The organism is Streptomyces sp. NPDC024632, from assembly GCF_055559175.1.
In genome coordinates this window covers 15,477-33,845 of the sequence record NZ_JBVHLD010000007.1, presented here as the reverse complement: position 1 = coordinate 33,845, position 18,369 = coordinate 15,477, and the positions used below count along the sequence as shown (strand labels likewise).

General features: G+C 73.5%; 8 protein-coding genes. 6 read left to right on the top strand and 2 right to left on the bottom strand.

Annotated elements, in window-relative coordinates; all coding sequences use genetic code 11:
• Positions 1-2,090: 2,090 nt before the first annotated feature.
• Positions 2,091-3,812 carry a serine/threonine-protein kinase gene (locus ACZ37P_RS15900; RefSeq protein ID WP_467346873.1) on the bottom strand — a complete coding sequence of 574 codons (1,722 nt, stop codon included), beginning with the start codon at positions 3,810-3,812 and terminating at the stop codon, positions 2,091-2,093.
• A gap of 686 nt (positions 3,813-4,498) precedes the next feature.
• Here ACZ37P_RS15900 and ACZ37P_RS15895 point away from each other — a divergent pair.
• The 6 genes from ACZ37P_RS15895 (at position 4,499) to ACZ37P_RS15870 (ending at position 15,678) form a co-directional block, all read left to right on the top strand.
• Entirely contained in the window at positions 4,499-7,765 is a 3,267-nt protein-coding gene (locus ACZ37P_RS15895; RefSeq protein WP_467346871.1) for an FtsK/SpoIIIE domain-containing protein, read from the top strand.
• A 524-nt stretch (positions 7,766-8,289) separates the two neighbouring features.
• Positions 8,290-9,690: an ABC transporter substrate-binding protein gene (locus tag ACZ37P_RS15890; RefSeq protein ID WP_355342949.1), complete on the top strand. Its 1,401-nt coding sequence runs from the start codon at positions 8,290-8,292 to the stop codon at positions 9,688-9,690.
• Positions 9,691-9,705: 15 nt separating this feature from the next.
• Positions 9,706-11,100, top strand: a complete 1,395-nt coding sequence (locus tag ACZ37P_RS15885; RefSeq protein ID WP_401304960.1) for a carbohydrate ABC transporter permease — start codon at positions 9,706-9,708, stop codon at positions 11,098-11,100.
• Between the two features lie 17 nt (positions 11,101-11,117).
• Positions 11,118-12,041, top strand: coding sequence for a carbohydrate ABC transporter permease (locus ACZ37P_RS15880; RefSeq protein ID WP_355343274.1), 924 nt, complete (start codon positions 11,118-11,120; stop codon positions 12,039-12,041).
• A 194-nt stretch (positions 12,042-12,235) separates the two neighbouring features.
• Positions 12,236-13,264: a class I SAM-dependent methyltransferase gene (locus ACZ37P_RS15875; protein ID WP_402714028.1), complete on the top strand. Its 1,029-nt coding sequence runs from the start codon at positions 12,236-12,238 to the stop codon at positions 13,262-13,264.
• 101 nt (positions 13,265-13,365) lie between these two features.
• Complete coding sequence (locus ACZ37P_RS15870) at positions 13,366-15,678, top strand: bifunctional glycosyltransferase/CDP-glycerol:glycerophosphate glycerophosphotransferase (RefSeq protein ID WP_401304962.1); 2,313 nt, start codon at positions 13,366-13,368, stop codon at positions 15,676-15,678.
• A gap of 174 nt (positions 15,679-15,852) precedes the next feature.
• On the opposite strand, the gene ACZ37P_RS15865 is transcribed toward ACZ37P_RS15870, so the two are convergent.
• The gene (locus tag ACZ37P_RS15865; RefSeq protein WP_467346870.1) at positions 15,853-18,144 is read right to left on the bottom strand and encodes a bifunctional glycosyltransferase/CDP-glycerol:glycerophosphate glycerophosphotransferase; all 2,292 of its coding nucleotides are present in this window, start codon (positions 18,142-18,144) and stop codon (positions 15,853-15,855) included.
• Positions 18,145-18,369: the final 225 nt, after the last annotated feature.

Sequence of the window (18,369 nt, the reverse complement as noted above, 5' to 3'; positions counted from 1 at the left end):
CGCCACAGAAATCACCCTCCAGAAGTCGACAAATCCCCACCCTAAGCACCCCACCGGTGCAAGGGTGCCTCGCCGAGAGGGCACCGCCTTCGGGGGGTGCGGGGGGTGCGCAGGGGGTGAGTGCCGGGGGGCGTGTGCGCAGGGGGGTCGCCGCTGGGGCGCGGGTGCGGGTGCGGGGTGAGGGTTCGCCGCCTGGGTGCGGCTGCGCAGGAGGGTTCGCCGCCAGGTCACCGCCACGCAGGGCGGTTCGCCGCTGGGGGCCGGTTGCGCGAGGGGCTGCGCCCCAAGGTCGCTGCTACGCAGGAGGGTTCGCCGCTGGGGCGGGGGCGCAGGGGGGTTCGCCGCCTGGGTGCGGCTGCGCAGGAGGGTTCGCCGCCAGGTCACCGCCGCGCAGGACGGTTCGCCGCTGGGGTCCGGTTGCACGAGGGGCTGCGCCCCAAGGTCGCCGCTACGCAGGAGGGTTCGCCGGCGGGGCGCGGGTGCAGGGGGGGTCGCCGGCGGGGCGCGGCTGCGCAGGAGGGTTCGCCGCCAGGTCACCGCCGCGCAGGACGGTTCGCCGCTGGGGTCCGGTTGCGCGAGAGGCTGCGCCCGCTTCGGGAGGCGGCTGCGCAGGGGCTGCACCTGCTACGACACCGCTGCGCGGTGGGGCTCGCCGCTGGGGGCGCTCACGGAGGAGGTTGCGCGGGGGGCCGCGCTGCTGGGGTCCGGCAGCGCAGGGGGGTTCGCCGCCAGGTCGCCGCTACGCAGGAGGGTTCGCCGCTGCGGCGCGGCTTCGGGGTGAGGGTTCGCCGCTGGGGTCCGGTTGCACGAGAGGCTGCGCCCCAAGGTCGCCGCTACGCAGGAGGGTTCGCCGCTGGGGTCCGGTTGCACGAGAGGCTGCGCCCCTGCGGTACGGCTGCGCAGGTGGGTTCGCCGGTAGCCATGGAGCCGAAGGGCGCGCCGGTGTTGAAAAGGAGAACGCGCACAGTGACCGAGGAACGAGGGAACGAGCACGATCGACTGTCGACACCGGGTCTAAGCGCCCGGAGGCGGAAGGGCGGCAAAAAAAGGGGATCGGGGTGCGCATAGAAAGGACGGCTCCCCCGCAGGGTGAGGATGCGAGAGGCGGTTCGCACGACGGTGAGTTCACGCGGGAGGGCACCCGCGCAGGGCGAGCTTGCGCGAGACGGTTCGCACCACGGTGAGCCCACACAGGACGGCACCCACCTACCCTCACCCGCAACGCTGAGCCGACGGTAAGGGGTTCGCGCGGACGGTGAGCCCGCGCGAGACGGCGCCCACCCACGTTCACCCGCAACGCTCAGCCGCGCGAGACGACACCCACCCACCTTCACCCGCAACGCTCAGCCGCCCAAGAGGGCACCCACGCACGGTGAGCTGGTACGAGACGGCACCCGCCATGGTGGCCCCGCCGGACACGGCACCCCCAGGGCGAGATTGCGCGAGACGGTTCGCACCCACAGTGAGCCCACACAGGACGGCACCCACCCACCTTCACCCCCAACACTGAGCCGACGGGAGGGGGTTCGCGCGGACGGTGAGCCCGCGCGAGACGGCACCCACCATGGTGGCCCCACGGGAGACGGCACCCCCAGGGCGAGCTCGCGCGAGGCGGTTCGCACGACGGTGAACTGGTGCGAGACGGCACCCACCACGGTCAACTGACCCCGGAGGCACGCACCCCACGGCGACCTCACGCGAGACGGCACCCACCCACGGCGAACCGCGCGTGGGAGCCCTTCTGCGGGAGCCCACCGCGCGGGGAGCCGCCTCGCGCATCCTCACCGTGCGTGGGAGCCCTCTTGTGTCAGCTCACCGCGATCCCCCTTTTTTTGCCGCCCTCTCGCCTCCGGCGGCTTAAATCCGGTGTCGACGGTCGATCGTGCTCGCTCCCTCGTTCCTCGGTCGCTGTGCGCGTTCTCCCTTTCAACACCGGCGCCGCCTTCGGCTCGCTGGCTACCGGCGAACCCACCTGCGTAAACGCACCCCAGCGGCCAACCCCACCGCGCAGCGGTGCCGTAAGGGCGCAGCCCCCTGCGCAAACACACCCCCGGCGGCGCACCCCGGCGTCAACCGGCGGGCGGAGCCCGTTAGTTGCCGTTGGAGTCGCCCGTGATCGAGGAGATTTTGTCGTAGACGGTGCTGACCCAGCCGGAGGAGGCGTCCCAGAGGTTGCGGGTGCTGTTGACCCAGTCGGGGAGGGGGGTGGTGTACCAGACGACGACGAAGATGACGACGATCACGAGGATGACGGTGAGGCAGCCCTTGAGGCAGCCGAGGCCCGGGATCTTCATGGGGTTGGCGCTGCGCTGGCGGGGCTCGCGTTGGCGGGGCTCGGGCGCGGGGGCGGGCGGGCGCTGGGGCTCGTAGCGTTGCGGCTGCGGCTGTTGGTAGCGCGGCTGTGGGGGCTGGGGGCGCTGCTGCTGGGGCTGCTGGTACGGCTGCGCGTAGCCCTGCCCGCCCTGCTGCCCCCGACCCTGGCCCTGGCCCTGCCCCTGGCCCTGGCCCTGGCCCTGGCGACCCTGCCCCTGCCCCTGCCCCTGGTGCGGCTGGCGCGGGGGCTGTGGGGGTTGGGGCTGGGGGCGGCGGCGCGGCTCGCGGCGCAGGGGGTCCTGTTCGGGGGAAAGGTAGCGCAGCTCGGTCTGCTCGTTGCGGTGCCGCAGGGCGCTGAGCTGGGATTCCCACGGGTGCGGGCCCTGGGGGGTGCCGGGGCCCTCGTCCGGGATGGGCGGCAGGACGCGGGTGCCCTCGGCGGCGGCACCGCCGGGGCCGGGGTCGCCGGGCAGTTCGGTGGTGGAGGCGTTCGGGTCGTAGGTGGAAGGCGTCGCGCCCTGGCGGGAGGGCAGCACCTGGGTCGGCTCCGCGTCGCCGGAGGCGGAGGCGGAGCCCTGGCCGGTGCCGGGGACCAGCGTCGGCGTCGCGTCGGGCGCCAGGAGGCCGCCGACGGCGAAGGCCGCCTCGGCCGCGGCGGGCGAGGAGTGCACGCCGATGCCCGCGGCGACGACGCGCAGCGCGCGGGCCAGGTTCTCGGCGCTGGGCCGCTGCCCCGGCTCCTTGCGCAGGCAGCGCTCTATCACCGTCCACAGCGGTTCCGGCACGGTCGTGGGGCGGCGCGGCTCCTGGTTGAGGTGCGCCTGGAGCACTTCGATGGCGCTGTCGCCGCGGAACGGCGGACGCCCGGTGACCAGCTCGTACAGCAGGATGCCCGCGCCGTAGACGTCCACGGCCGAGGTCTGCGGGCGGCCCTGCGCGGACTCCGGCGCGATGTAGGCGGGGGTGCCGACGAATTCGTGGGTTCGGGTGAGGCCCGGCGAGTCCGCGAGCCGCGCGATGCCGAAGTCGGTCAGCATCGGGTGCATCTGCGGGTTGCCGTCCTCGCCGGTGACCGTGGCGAGCAGCACATTGGCGGGCTTGAGGTCGCGGTGCACGACGCCGTCGGCGTGGCTGGCTGCGAGCGCGTCGGCGACGGCCGCGGTGAGCAGTGCGGCGCCGACCGGGCTGAACGGCCCGTTCTCCCGCAGGTAGCGGTGCAGGTCGGGGCCGTCGATCAGGTCCATCACCAGGGCGAGCAGATCGCCCTCGACGACCAGGTCGCGGACCCGGACGATGTGCGGGTGGCGCAGCCGGACCAGCACGGAACGCTCGCGCAGGAAGCGCATCACCACGTCCGGGTCGCCGGCCAGCTCTTCCTTGAGCACCTTGACGGCGACGGCGCTGCCCTGCTCGCCGCGCACCTGGCCACGCCAGACGGTGCCCGTGGCGCCGCGTCCCAGCGGTTCCTCCAGGAGGTACTTGCTGCCTACCGGCCGCACGTCATGCGCTCCCTGCTCCGTAGTGTGTCCGCCCTGACCATGCGCGCCGCCGGCACGTGCGCGGCGGTGCTCATGGCCGTACTCATGGCGGGCTCGCCCTGATTCCGGCCAAGCGTAGTGCCGCCGGGCGGACCCGCGTCCTGGCCGCGCCACGGGAATCGGCCCGTGCCGCGTTCCGTCCGGCGTTCCGTGCCGTGCCCGGTGTCACGCCCACGACCCGCCGCCAGCCCGCCGTCGGCCGGACGACGGCCCGGCGAGGGCCCGCGGATGGTCCGGGAACGCCCGAGAACGTCCGAGAACAGTTGTCCGACCTAGGACGCGAGGACCGGGCTGTTGGTTGCGTCACGTGGTGTCACGGGCATGTGCCGTGGCGCGCGGTGAATCGCGCACTGAGGGCCCGCGCCCGGTTTGTGGCGGCGATCGGCCGCGAGCGGCGGCTTTCCGGTCGGATGCGGCGCTCTTTCCGGACGGTTTCCGTCGCGGGATGATCATCTGCCGTACTTTCAAGATCACTCGGGGCGGGACCGGGGACGGGGTGTCAGTGGCGGGTGGGAGGATGCACCCGTACGGTCCGGTTGGGGCAACGGGGGCTCCACCGCTCGTGCTTGTACGTGTCGACGCGCCCGCGCGCGGCCGGGGAGGGGACTTCCCGCCGCGGGTCAGGGCAGAAGGGGAGCGCGGACGAGATGCAGATCCGGCTGACCGTCCTCGGGCCGCGCAGCGGTCGGGCCGTGCGCGCCTGCGACGTGCTCATCACCGCGCCCGCGGGGACCACGCTGGGCGCGGTGGCCGGTGCCCTCGCCTCCGCGGCCGGGTCCGGGCAGCCGGGCAGGTCCGCCGGGTCGTCCGTCGCGCTCTTCGCCGGGACGCTGCGGCTCGCGCCGACCACGCCGCTGGGCGTGCCGCCCCTGGTGGACGGCGCCCTGCTCTCGCTGCACGCGCCCGCGGAGCAGCGCGGCGGCCATGTCGCGGACCACGGTCAGTACGGCCGGTTCGGGCAGTACGGGCAGCCGCCCGCCGAGACGGCCAGGCTGCATGTGGTCGGCGGCCCCGACGCGGGCGGTGTGCACCTGCTCCAGGGCGGCCAGGCCAGGATCGGCCGCTCGGCCGACGCCGACGTGCCGCTCGACGACCCGGACGTCTCCCGTCTGCACTGCGAGGTCGCCTTCGGCGCGGACGGGCTCATCACCGTCGCCGACCTCGACTCGACCAACGGCACCACCCTCGCCGGGCGGCCCGTCGGCCCCCGCCCCCTCGCGCTGCCCCCGGGCGCCCTGCTCCGGATCGGCGAGTCGACGCTCCGCCTGGAGTCGGGAAGCCCCACCGGGCCCTCCGCGCTCGCCGCCGAGCCCGACGCCGACGGGCACCTGCGCGTCTCGCTGCGCGAGCCCTCCGCGCCGCTCCCGGTCACCGACCCCTCGTCCACCGTCACGCACGGCGCGGGCCTGGCCCTGGGCGCGGCCGTCGACGCAGGCGCGGGTGCCGCTACCGGCCCCGGTGCCTTCGGCGGTACGCGGCCGGACGGCCTCCCCGGCGCGGGTACGTCCGGCACGGCGCACAGCCGTCCCCCGGCGGCGCCCGAGGCCGACGCCTACGGCCGTACGCCCGGCGCCCCGTACGACGCGCCGGGCGCCGCCGCCGACGTGTACGGCGACGACGGCGACGAGGACGACGCCCCCCTGGGCAGTGGCCGCCGGGCCACCGGTGAGCGCCGGGCGCCCGGATTCGACAGCGCGCGGCGCCCCGGTGGCGGCGGCGTCGTCGGGTCGATAGGGGCCTGGGCGCGGCGGCGGCTCGGCGCGGCGAAGGGTGTTGCGGACGACGGGGACGGCGGGGAGGCCGAGGCGCTGCGGGAGCGGTGGCCCGATCCCGCGGCCGTCCTGCTGACGGCGCTGGGCCCGGGGCGGCGGCTGTGGGAGCGCGGTCCCGGCCATCCGGACGCGCTGACCGTACGGCTGGGGACGGCGGATCTGCCGTCCGAGGACGGGACGCGGCTGCTGACGGCCGTGCCGTTCACCGTGGACCTGCTGGCGCCGCGGACGGCCGCGCTGACCCTGGCCGGGCCCCGGCCGCGGCTGGCGGGTCTGGCGCGCGCCGTCCTGGCACAGCTGTGCGCGCTGCACTCCCCCGCCGCTCTTGAGCTGGTGATGCTGAGCGCCGACCGCGCCCGCACCGCCGACCAGCGCGCCGAGGAGTGGTCCTGGCTGAACTGGCTGCCGCATCTGCGCCCCGCGCACGGCCAGGACTGCCGGCTGCTGCTGGCCTTCGACCGGGACCAGGCGGACGCGCGCACCGGCGAGCTGGCGCGTCGTCTGGAGGCGGGTCCGCTGGGCGCGGGCTGGGCCGCCGCGACCCCCGAGGCGGCTTCGGCGGCGGCGGCCTCGTACGAAGGGCCCTTCACGCTCCTGGTGGTGGACGGCGATCCGGGGTCCACGACGCTGCGGCAGACCGTGGCGCGGATCGCCGTCGCCGGCCCCTCGGTCGGGGTGCATGTGCTGTGCCTGGCCGAGAGCGGTGAGCGGCCCGCTGTGGACACCGGGGTGGTGGCCCGGCTTTCGGGCGACGTGGCGACGACGCTGCGGATCGAGCCCGCGGGCCCGGCCGCCGCGAGCGCGCCGCCGGAACCGGCCGCCGACGAGATCGTGCTGGACGCCGTGTCGGCCGCGTGGGCCGAGCATTTCGCGCGCGCCCTGGCGCCGCTGCGCGAGGCCGACGGCGAGGTGTCCGGCGCCCGTTCGCGGCACGCGCTGCCCGGCACCGTACGGCTGCTCGACGAGCTGGACCTGGCGCTGGCCACGCCCGCGAAGATCGCCGACCGGTGGGCGGCGGCCCCCGCGGCGGTCGGGGCGGCGACGGCCGTCCTGGGCGTCGGCGCGGGCGGCCGGGTCGCGGTGGACCTGGTGACCGAGGGGCCGCACGCGATGGTCGGCGGCGCGCCGGGCTCGGGCAAGACGGAGCTGCTGCGGTCGGTCGCGGCGGCGCTCGCGGCGGGCGACCGCCCCGAGCGGCTGTCCCTGGTGCTGGTGGACGGGGCGGGGCAGGACCGCGGCGAGGGCCTGCGCGCCTGCGCCGACCTGCCGCATGTGAGCACGCATCTGGTGGCCTCGGACCCGTTGCGGATGCGGGAGTTCGCGCAGGCGCTCGGCGCGGAGCTGAAGCGGCGCGCGGAGCTGCTCGACGGGCAGGACTTCGCGGCCTGGCACGGGGACCGGCTGGTCGCCGCGACCGTGCCGCACCAGGGCGGCCCGCACCAAGGCGGCCGGTCCGACGGACGGAACGAGGCGCGCGCCGGTGAGACGGGGGCGCGCAAGCCCACCGGTCAGGGCGCGGTGACGGCGCGGACCCAGCCCGTGCTGCCCCGGCTCGTGGTGGTCGTGGACGACTTCGACGAGCTGGTCGCGCCCGGTCTCGGCAGCACCGGCAGACCGGCGGCGGGCAGTGTCGTCCGGGCGTTGGAGGCGGTCGCCAGGGAGGGCGCGCGGCTCGGTGTGCACCTCATCGCGTCGACCGGCCGCCCGGAGCGTACGGCGGCCACCGAGGCCGACGAGCGGTCCCGGCTGCGGATCGCGCTGCGCATGCCGGACGCGGAGTCCGCGGCGCTGCTGGTGCATGTCGAGGACCCGGCGGGGCTCGACGACACGGTGCCGGGGCGCGGCTATCTGCGGCGGCCCGGCGGCGCGGTGACGGCGTTCCAGGCGGGCCGGGTCAGCGGCCGTATCCCGCGTACGGCGACGCTCCGGCCGACCGTCGTGGCGCTGGAGTGGGAGCGGATGGGCGATCCTCCGGCCCGCCGCCAGGTCCGCGAGCTGGGCAACGGCCCGACCGATCTCGCCCTGCTGGCCAGTGCCTTGCAGCGGGCGGCGGAGTCGGCGCCCGAGGAGGCGGGCGCGCGCGCCGCGGAAGGCGCCGCGTCCGCGAGCGCGCCGGGTTCCGCCCCCGGCCCGCTGATCTGACGTCGCGCGCCCGTCGGACGGCCCGTCGGACGGGCATCCCGCCGAATCCGCCCGTACCGACGCGTCGGAAGCGTCCGAAGCGTCCGCGCGCGGATTTCACGCGGATGCCCTGATCCTGCCCCGTCCGCCAATTCGTACCCGCACGGCGATCCGATTCCGTCCGGCGGGCGGAAACCGTCATTGGTCTGAACCGGTCGGGTGGCCGACGGCGGTCAACTGGCCCGCGTCAGACGGCTGATCTGCGATGTTCCGACGGTCATCGCGCACGCCGTCCGTCGATTCTCGTGCGGATAGGCCGATTTGACGGGGCGTTGGCCAACGCCCCGTCATGCGGCACACCCGTGCCCCGGCATTCGGGAGGCGCGTGACGGACAAGCGGCGATATTCCAACCGCCGTCCCTGTTAAAGCGTTTGGCTCAAGATCACGTCATGGTCACGATAGCTGTCACGGAGCCCCGTACTCCCTTGCGGCTGGGGTTCGCGAAGGCATAGGACAGACGCCACGGGACTGAGGGGATGGCCAGATGCGTACGCTGAAGAATCCGCGCACCAGCCGAAACAACCGCACTACGCGCATAGCGCTCGCCACAGTGACGGCGACCGCGCTGGCGTTGACCGCCGCCGCGTGCGGCGGTGACAGCGACAAGAAGGACGACGGCGGGAAATCGCCGAGCGCGTCCGCCACGAGTTCCGCCTCGGGGGTCAAGCTGCCCGATCTGCACGGGCAGAAGCTCGAAGTGGCCGCCGTGTGGACGGGGCCGGAGCAGAAGAACTTCCAGAAGGTGCTGGACGAGTTCGACAAGCTCACCGGAGCGAAATCGACGTTCGTCCCGACCGGCGACAGCCAGTCCACCTTCCTCGGCACGAAGATCGAGGGCGGCGCCCCGCCGGATGTCGCCTTCCTCGCGCAGAACGGCGTGCTGCACCAATTCGCCGACAAGGGCTGGCTGAAGCCGCTGGGCCCCGAGGCGACCGCGCAACTCCAGAAGAACTTCTCGCCCGGATGGCAGAAGCTCGGGGCGTGGAAGGACAAGCAGTACGGCATCTACGCGAAGGTCTCCAACAAGTCGCTGATCTGGTACAACAGCGCGGCTTTCGAGACCGCGGGCGCCTCGGTGCCCAAGACCTGGGACGACTTCCTGAAGACCGCGGAGACCGTCTTCGAGTCGGGCACCGCGCCGGTCTCGGTGGGCGGCGCTGACGGCTGGACGCTCACCGACTGGTTCGAGAACATCTACCTCTCGCAGGCCGGACCCGAGAAGTACGACCAGCTCGCCGCGCACACCATCAAGTGGACCGACCCGTCGGTGAAAGACGCGCTCACCACGCTCGGGCAGCTCTTCGGCAAGAAGGACCTGCTCGCGGGCGGCAACAGCGGCGCACTCGCCGCCGACTTCCCGAAGTCGGTGACGCAGGTCTTCACCGGCAACCCGCCGGCCGGCGCGATGGTCTACGAGGGCGACTTCGTCTCCGCGTTCATCGCCGCCAACACCAAGGCGAAGGTGGGCACGGACGCGAAGGTCTTCCCGTTCCCCGCGGTGGGCAGCGGCAAGGCGCCGGTGGTCAGCGGCGGTGACGTGGGCGTGGCGCTGAAGGACAGCCCGGCCGCGCAGGCGCTGCTGACGTACATCGCGACGCCGGAGGCGGCCAAGATCTGGGCGCAGGGCGGCGGTTACCTGTCGCCGAACAAGTCGCTGGACTTCGCGGCGTACCCGGACGACGTGCAGCGGTCCATCGCGCAGGCGCTGATCGCGGCGGGCGACGACTTCCGCTTCGACATGTCGGACCAGGCTCCGGCCGCCTTCGGCGGGACCAAGGGCCAGGGCGAGTGGAAGGACCTCCAGGACTTCCTCTCCAAGCCGTCCGATGTCGCGGGCGTGCAGGCCAAGCTCGAAGCGGACGCCGCCAAGGCGTACGGGAACTGAGGCGAGATGCCCCCGATGGCTGACTCCGCCGCGGGGGCGGGAGGCGGCGGCACCGCTGTGACGGTGCCGCCGCCGCCCGGCCCTCTGCCCGGGCCGCCCGCCAAGGGACCGGGCCGCCGCAGGAGCCTGATGGGCACCCGTCCCTGGGTGGCCGCGCTCTTCCTGCTGCCCGCCCTGATCCTGCTGGGCGCGCTCGTGGTGTACCCGATCGTCTACACCGTCCAGCGCAGCCTCTTCGACGCCGACGGCAGCGCCTTCGTCGGTCTGAAGAACTTCGGCACGGTCTTCACCGACCACGGCATCCTCACGGCCGTGCGCAACAACGCGATCTGGGTGGTGGTCGCGCCGACCGTGGCGACCGCCCTCGGTCTGGTCTTCGCCGTGCTCACCGAACGGGTGCGCTGGAGCACGGCGTTCAAGCTGGTCATCTTCATGCCGATGGCCATCTCGATGCTGGCGGCCGGGATCATCTTCCGGCTGGTGTACGAGCAGGACCCGGGGCGCGGCGTCGCGAACGCCGTGGTGGTCGCGGTCCATGACACGTTCACCGACAACGCGGCCTATCCGGGCGCCAGGCCGCGGCCCGGCGGCGATCTCGCGCCGAGCGCGGGCGGCTCCTTCACCACCAAGTCCACGGCCCGGCAGGGCAGTCCCGCGGATCTGCCGCTGATCGGCATCCCGCAGAACAAGCTGCCCTCGAACGCCGTGGACGCCAAGCCCGCGCCCTCGCAGCCGGATTCGGTGACCGGCACCGTATGGCTGGACTTCAGGCCCGGCGGCACCGGGAAGCCCGGTGTGATCGATCCGGGCGAGAAGGCGCTGTCCGGTGTGAAGGTGCAGGCGGTCAAGGACGGCAAGGTGGTGGCGACGGCGAAGTCCGGGAAGGACGGCACGTACAAGCTGCCCGCGTCCGCCGCCGGGGCCCAACTGCGGCTGCCCGCCTCGAACTTCTCCGGCAAATACAACGGCGTCAACTGGCTCGGCCCGAATCTGATCACGCCGTCGATCATCGGCAGCTACATCTGGATGTGGGCGGGCTTCGCGATGGTGCTGATCGCGGCCGGTCTGGCCGGGGTGCCGCGGGAGCTGATGGAACAGGCGCGGGTGGACGGCGCCAACGAGTGGCAGGTGTTCCGCCGGATCACCGTGCCGCTGCTGGCCCCGGTCCTGGTGGTCGTCACGGTCACGCTGATGATCAACGTGCTGAAGATCTTCGACCTCGTGTACATCATCGCGCCCGGCAACACCCAGTCGGACGCGAACGTCCTGGCCCTCCAGCTCTATCTGTCGTCCTTCGGCGGCGGCGACAACCAGGGGGTGGGCAGCGCGATCGGTGTGATCCTGCTGCTGCTGGTCCTGCCGGTCATGATCTTCAACATCCGGCGGCTGCGCAGGGAGGGACGGCGATGAGCGCGGAATCGGCCGCCATGGCGGGCGGTCCTGAGACGGGCGGCCAGGCGGCGAAGGGCGACGCGGTGCCCGAGGCCGCGCCGAGGCCGAAGGAGAGTGTGGCCGCGCGGATCGCGGCCCGCGCGAGCGGCGGCCTGGTACGGGTCTTCCTGCTGGTGGTGGCGCTGTTCTGGCTGATGCCGACGATCGGGCTGCTGCTGTCGTCGCTGCGTACGCCGAGCGACATCTCGGCCAGCGGCTGGTGGAAGGTCTTCACCTCGCCGTCGGAGCTGACGGTCTCCAACTACCGCACGCTGCTGGACAATCACGCGATCACCGACTCGCTGGTGAACACCGCGCTGATCACCGTGCCCGCGACGCTGCTGGTCGTGGTGATCGGCTCGCTCGCCGGTTACGCCTTCGCCTGGATGGAGTTCCCGGGCCGCGACTGGTGGTTCATCGCCGTGGTGGCGATGCTGGTGGTGCCGGTGCAGGTGGCGCTGATCCCGGTCGCGCGGCTCTTCGGCGACATCGGGATCTTCGGTGACATCTCCGGTGTGGTGCTCTTCCACACCGCGTTCGGACTGCCCTTCGCGATCTTCCTGCTCCGCAACTTCTTCGCGGAGATCCCGCGCGAGCTGCTGGAGGCCGCGCGGCTGGACGGCGCGGGCGAGATCCGGCTGTTCGTGCGGGTGGTCATGCCGCTGGGCGGCCCGGCCATCGCGTCGCTGGGCATCTTCCAGTTCCTGTGGGTGTGGAACGACATGCTGGTCGCGCTGATCTTCGCCAACAGCGACGCGCAGCCGATCACGGTCGCCCTCCAGCAGCAGGTACGGCAGTTCGGCAACAACATCGACATCCTGGCGCCCGGCGCCTTCGTGTCGATGGTGGTCCCGCTGGTGGTCTTCTTCGCCTTCCAGCGGCAGTTCGTGTCCGGTGTGATGGCGGGCGCCGTCAAGTAGCCGCCACGGAGCCGTCCAGCGGCCGTCCAGCGGCCGTCCAACAGCCGCCCGGGAGCCACCGGGTAGCCACCGGGGAGCCACCGGGGAGCGGCGCACGCGCGGGGCGGCGGGATATTCGGTACGAAACGGGGGGCGTCGGGCGCTTTACACTGACGCCCCCCACACCCGTACCGAACGGACATCCCCCCATGACCATGACCTCCGCCGAGGACCGGCTTCCCGCGCCCACCGAACTGGCCCAGGTCGAGGGCTGGTTCTTCCCCGTCGACCAGGTCCTCTTCGACTGGTTCCTGACCCGGCAGGTCAGCCGCACCGAGCCCGGCGACCTGCTGGAGGTGGGCGCCTATCTCGGCAAGAGCGCCATCTTCATGGGGAGTTACCTGCGCGAGGGCGACACCTTCACCGTCTGCGACCTGTTCGACGCCCCGGCCGAGGACAACGCCAACTCCGCCGAGATGAAGAAGTCGTACCCGACCTTGACCCGTCACTCGTTCGAGGCCAATTACCTCTCCTTCCACGACGAACTGCCCGAGGTCGTCCAGGGCATGTCCTCGACGGTCAGGGACCGGGTCCAGCCGGTGTCGTGCCGGTTCGCGCACATCGACGCCTCGCACCTGTACGAGCACGTGCACGCCGACATCGAGACCTCGCGCGAGCTGCTGCACCCGCACGGCGTGGTCGCGCTGGACGACTACCGCTCGGCGCACTGTCCCGGCGTGGCCGCCGCCGTCTGGCAGGCGGTCACCTCCGGCGGGCTGCACGCGATCTGCGTGACCGAGAGCAAGATGTACGCCACCTGGGGGGATCCGGCCGAGATCCGCGCGGAGCTGCTGGCGTACGTGTCGGGCCGCGCCGACCTGTGGCACGAGGTGCAGACGGTGGCGGGCGCGCCGCTGCTGCGGGTCAAGGGCGACCGGGACCGTACGGTGTCGCCGTCGCAGCCGCCGTCCCGGCACGCGCCCGCCGCCGCACAAACCCCTGATCAGACCGCAGGCCAGACCGCGGCCCAGACAGCGGCGCCGACCGCGGAGCACGCCGAATCCGCCGCCGGGCGGACCGCGGGGCCCGCCGGGCGGGCCGAGTCGCAGGCCCCGACGGCCGCCTCCCCCGCCGCCCCCGCGCCGCGCCGCTCCCGGGCGCGCCGTCTGCTGGTCAACGTCCTGCCGCCGATCATCACCAAAGCACTTGTACGGATCCGCGACTCGCGACGCGCCGGAGCGTAACCAGCGGCGCGGCCACGCGTTCCCTGGATATAACGGGCACTCCGCGCGAAAGCCATGGGCGCCCGTGCGCCCCTCGCCCCCGTGTCGAACCTGGATGTGCTGTGCCCCGCTTCAGCGTCGTCGTCCCCGTCTACCAGGTGCAGGCGTATCTGCACGCCTGTCTGAAATCCGTGCTCGACCAGTCCTTCGCCGATGTCGAACTGATCGTCGTGGACGACTGCTCCCCCGACGGCAGCGGCGCCATCGCCGACTCGTTCGCGGCCAGGGACGCCCGCGTCGAGGTGCTGCACCTGCCGGAGAACATCGGCCTCGGCCGGGCCCGCAACGCGGGTCTCGCCCGCGCCACCGGCGACTACGTCCTGTTCCTCGACTCCGACGACACCATGGTCCCCGGCTCGCTGGAGGCCGTCGCCGCCCGGATCGAGCGGACCGGCGAGCCGGACGTGCTGGTCTTCGACTACGCCCGCACGTACTGGAACGGCGACGTCCACCGCAATCAGTTCGCGGCGATCCTCAGCGAGACCGGCCCCGAGGTCTGCACGCTGGACGACCGGCCCGAGCTGCTGCGGCTGATCATGGTGGCCTGGAACAAGGCGTACCGCCGCGACTTCATCGAGAAGTCCGACATCGCCTTCCCCTCGGGCTACTACGAGGACACCCCGTGGACGTATCCGGTGCTGATGGCCGCCGGGTCGATCGCGCTGCTCGACCGGGTCTGCGTGCACTACCGGCAGCGGCGCGGCAGCGGCATCCTGCACACCACCAGCCGACGGCACTTCGACATCTTCAAGCAGTACGACCTGCTGTTCGCGTTCCTCGACAGCCACCCGGAGCTGGAGCGGTGGCGGCCGGTGCTCTTCCGCCGGATACTGGATCACCTCACCACCGTCTTCAACTTCCCCGACCGGCTGCCGAATTCGTCGCGCCCGGAGTACTTCCGCCGCTGCCGTGCCCAGTACCGGCGGCTGCGGCCGAGCGGTTTCCGGGCCAGTCCCACCGGCCGCAGCGGGGTGCGGTACCTGCTGGTCGCGCTGGGCGCGCGGCGCACCTTCCAGGCGCTCGGCCGGGCGCACCGGCTGCGGCTGCGCGCCACCCACCGGGCGAGGGCGCTGTACGGCAGGCTGCGGACGACGGCGCTGCACGCGCACTACCGGGTGCAGCGGCGGCGCGCGCTCGACCCGGACCTGGCGGTGTTCTCCGCGTACTGGGACCGCGGCTACTCCTGCAATCCGGCGGCCGTCGAGGAGCGGCTGCGCGAACTGGCGCCGCACATGCGGACCGCGTGGGTGACCACCGCGGAGCACGCGCACACCCTGCCGCCGGGCGTACGGCGCCTGGAGCCGGGCTCGGCCGCGTACTGGACGGCGCTGGCCCGCGCCTCGTACCTGGTCAGCAACGTCAACTTCCACCGCAGGTACGCCAAGCGGCCCGGCCAGATCAATGTGCAGACCCACCACGGCACGCCGCTCAAGCACATGGGCATCGACCTCCAGGAGCACCCGGCCGCCGCGGGCACCACCGACTTCGAGCGGATGCTGCGGCACGTCGACCGCTGGGACTACAGCCTCTCGGCGAGCCGCCACTCCACGCTGGTCTGGGAGCGCGCCTACCCGTCGGGCTTCACGGCCCTGGAGTACGGCCAGCCGCGCACCGACATCTTCCACCGGGCCACCGCGCGCGACGTGCTGCGGCTGCGCGACGAACTCGGCATCCCGCGCGAGAGCACCGCCTTCCTCTACGCGCCCACGCACCGCGACTACCAGCGCGGTTACCGGCCCGCGCTCGACCTGGCGCGGATGGCCGACGCGCTGGGCCCCGACGTGGTGCTGCTGCGCCGCACCCACCACTTCTACCCGCCGGGCGACCCGCGCGACGGTCTGGACGACCGGGCCCCGCACCCGCGGGTCATCGACGTGTCGGGGCACCCGTCGGCGGAGGAGCTGTGCCTGGCCTCGGACGGCCTGATCACCGACTACTCGTCGCTGATGTTCGACTACGCGGGCCTCGACCGGCCGATCGTGCTGCACGCCGCGGACTGGGAGACCTACCGGGCCACCCGCGGCGCGTACTTCGACATCACCGCGCACCCGCCGGGCCTGGTGGCGCGCGGCGAGGACGAGTTGACCGACATCCTCGCCACGGGGGCCTGGCGCGGCCCGCGTTCGGCCGAACTGCGGGCCGCCTTCCGGCGCCGGTTCTGTCCCTACGACGACGGGCTCGCCGCCGAGCGCGTGGTGCGCCGGGTGTTCCTGCGCGAGGACGGCGGGCTGCCGCCCGTGATCCCGCCGGAGGACCGGCACCTGGCCCCGCCGCCGTCCCGCGCCCGCGCGCTGGCCCCGCTCGCGGCGGACGCCTCCGATCCGTCCGGCCCGCCGCCGCTGGAGCCCTCGGGGCCCGACCCGCGCAGCCTGTAGCGGCCCCAAGGGCCCCGGCGGCGCGGGCGGTTCACCCGATCGGGCCGCTCCCGCGGGCCCGGCGGTTCACACGCGCCCGGCGGTTCACGCGATCGGCCTTGGCCCCAGCGGCCCCCGCGCCTCAGCCGAGCGGCCGGCCCCAGCAGCTCCAGCGGCTCGCGCGCCTCCCGCGCCTCAGCCGAGCGGGACCGCCGGGCGCTCCCCCGCCGGTCCCGCCGTCGGGTCCGCGTCCCGCGCACCGGCCGGGGCCGGGGCGGGACGGCGGTCCTGGAGCGGGCGGTAGGGCAGCAGCGAGGGCTCGCCGAGCAGCACCCGGCGCACCACGCGCTCGGCGGCGAGCCCGTCGTCGTACGCGCAGAACCGCTGCCGGAAGGCGGCCCGCAGCGCCGCCGCCTCGGGGCCGCGCCAGGCCCCCGAGCGGAAGGCGCGGGCCAGTCCCGCCTCGTCGCCCGCCACCACGCCCGGCGTCTCGCCGTGCCGCCCGGACAGCAGGTCGAAGTAGACGCCGCGGGCGGCGCGGTACGCCTCCCAGTCGGCGGCGTGCACGACGATCGGCCGGTCGAGGTTGGCGTAGTCGAACATCAGCGAGGAGAAGTCGCAGAGCAACGCGTCGGAGGCGAGGCTCAGTTCCTCGACGGACGGGTGCTGCGAGACGTCCATGATGGTGCCCGCCGCGTGCAGCGCCTCGAGCGCGTCGTTCTGCCCGTAGAAGTAGTGGGCGCGGACCATCAGCGTGTAGCCGGGGCCCAGTTCGCGGCAGAGCCGTTCCAGGTCGAGCGGGACGACGAAGGTCCGCTGGTAGTCGCGGTGGGTGGGCGCGTAGAGGATCGCGGTGGTGCCGGGGGCCAGGCCCAGGCTCTCGCGGGCGCGGCGGACCTCGTCGGCGCCCGCGGTGTGGAACACGTCGTTGCGCGGATAGCCGCTGGGCAGCGTCTCGTAGCCGCTGGGGTAGACCCGCTCCCAGACCTCCGCGGAGTGCTGGTTGGCGGCCAGCGAGAAGTCCCACTGGTCGGCGTGGTCGAGCAGGCGGCCGAAGCTCATGCCCTTGCCGACGGCCGGGCGGGCGCGCAGGTCCATGCCCATGTGCTTGAGCGGTGTGCCGTGGTGGGTCTGGAGGTAGACCTGCTCGGGGCGCTTGACGACCTGGCCGGTGAAGTTGGCGTTGTTCACCAGGTACTTGGCGCGGGCCAGCACGTCCCAGTAGCGGCGGGAGTTGACCACGACGTGGTCGACGCCGGGCGGCATCGCCTCGCGGTCCTTCTTGTTGACCACCCACACCCCGCGCAGGTGCGGGGCGATCTCCTGGGCCTTGTAGTAGACGGCCGCCGGGTTGCAGGACACCCCGCGGTTCCAATAGGCCGCGTAGACCACGAGGTTGGGGTCGACGGGGCGGCGCAGCCGCAGCCGGTAGTAGCGCTGGTAGACCGCGCGGCCCAGCGCGTTCTTGCGTGCCCTGATCCGGCGGGCCAGCTTGCGCGTCCACGCCTGGCCGCCGAGCGCCGCGCGGTAGCGGCCGTAGCTGCCGGTGCCCGCGGCCCGCAGCCAGCGGCCCTCGTTGCTGTCGGGCGCGGTCCAGCCCGCGGGCCGGTAGCGGCCCAGCAGCCGTCCCGCGCGCCGGACGTACTCCGGCCGGGCGTCGGGCGTCAGCGGCGAGCCGTCCTCGCCGACGGCCGCGAGCAGGACGGCCATCCGCCGGTACAGCGCGGCGCGTTGCTCCCGCTTGCGGTCCTCTGCCTCGTCGCCGCCGTCGATCTCGGCGAACAGCGCCTCGTACCGGTCGAGTACGGCCAGGTGGTGGCGGCCGGGCGTGGTGCCGACGCTGATCCCGCGCCGCTTGCGCCAGCGCACGCCGACCCGGTCCAGGCACGCGATGCCGGTGGCGGCGAGCAGGACGCGGGAGGCGACGGCGACGTCCTCGTACGCGCCCTCGCCGAAGCGGAAGCCGCGCTCCTCCCAGAAGGCGCGGCGCAGCAGCCGGTTCCAGACCGCGGGGTAGGTGCCCAGGCACTCGGGGCGGTCGGACGCGGTGAAGACGGAGTCGCCCGCCTCGCCGAGGAAGTCGGCGTCGTCGCTCTCCTGGATGTTCTCCCAGACGGTGAAGCGCTCGTGGTCGAAGAGCAGCACATCGGGGTCGCCGGTGGCGCGCAGCCGGGCGTCCGCGGCGGCCAGCGTGCCGGGCGTCATCAGGTCGTCGGCGTCCAGGAAGAGCAGGTAGTCGCCGGTCGCGAGGGCCGCGCCCGCGTCGCGCGCCGGTCCCGTGCCGCCGGTGCGGTCCAGCCGCAGCGGCTTGACCCGCGGGTCGGCGGCGGCGAATTCGGCGATGATCGCGCCGCTCGCGTCCGGTGAGGCGTCGTCGACGGCGACGACCTCGACGTCGGTGAAGGACTGCCCGAGCACCGACTCCAGACAGGCGCGCAGGAAGCCCTGGGCGCGGTGGACGGGGACGACGACGGTGATTCGGGGCATGACCATCCTGGACAGATCGAGACGTACCGGTACGGGATAGCGTCCGAGCGTACCAACCGGACACCCTGCGGCGGTTCACCCTTTCGCTCGTTCGGCTCACTCGCGGTGACCGGAAGGCGCTTCGGCGAGTTGAAGGAACGGCATTCGCATGCCGTCGTGCATGTGCCGTCGCGCGCGTGCCGTCATCCGTATGCCGTCGCCGTCCCGGAAGGACCGTTGCCCGCC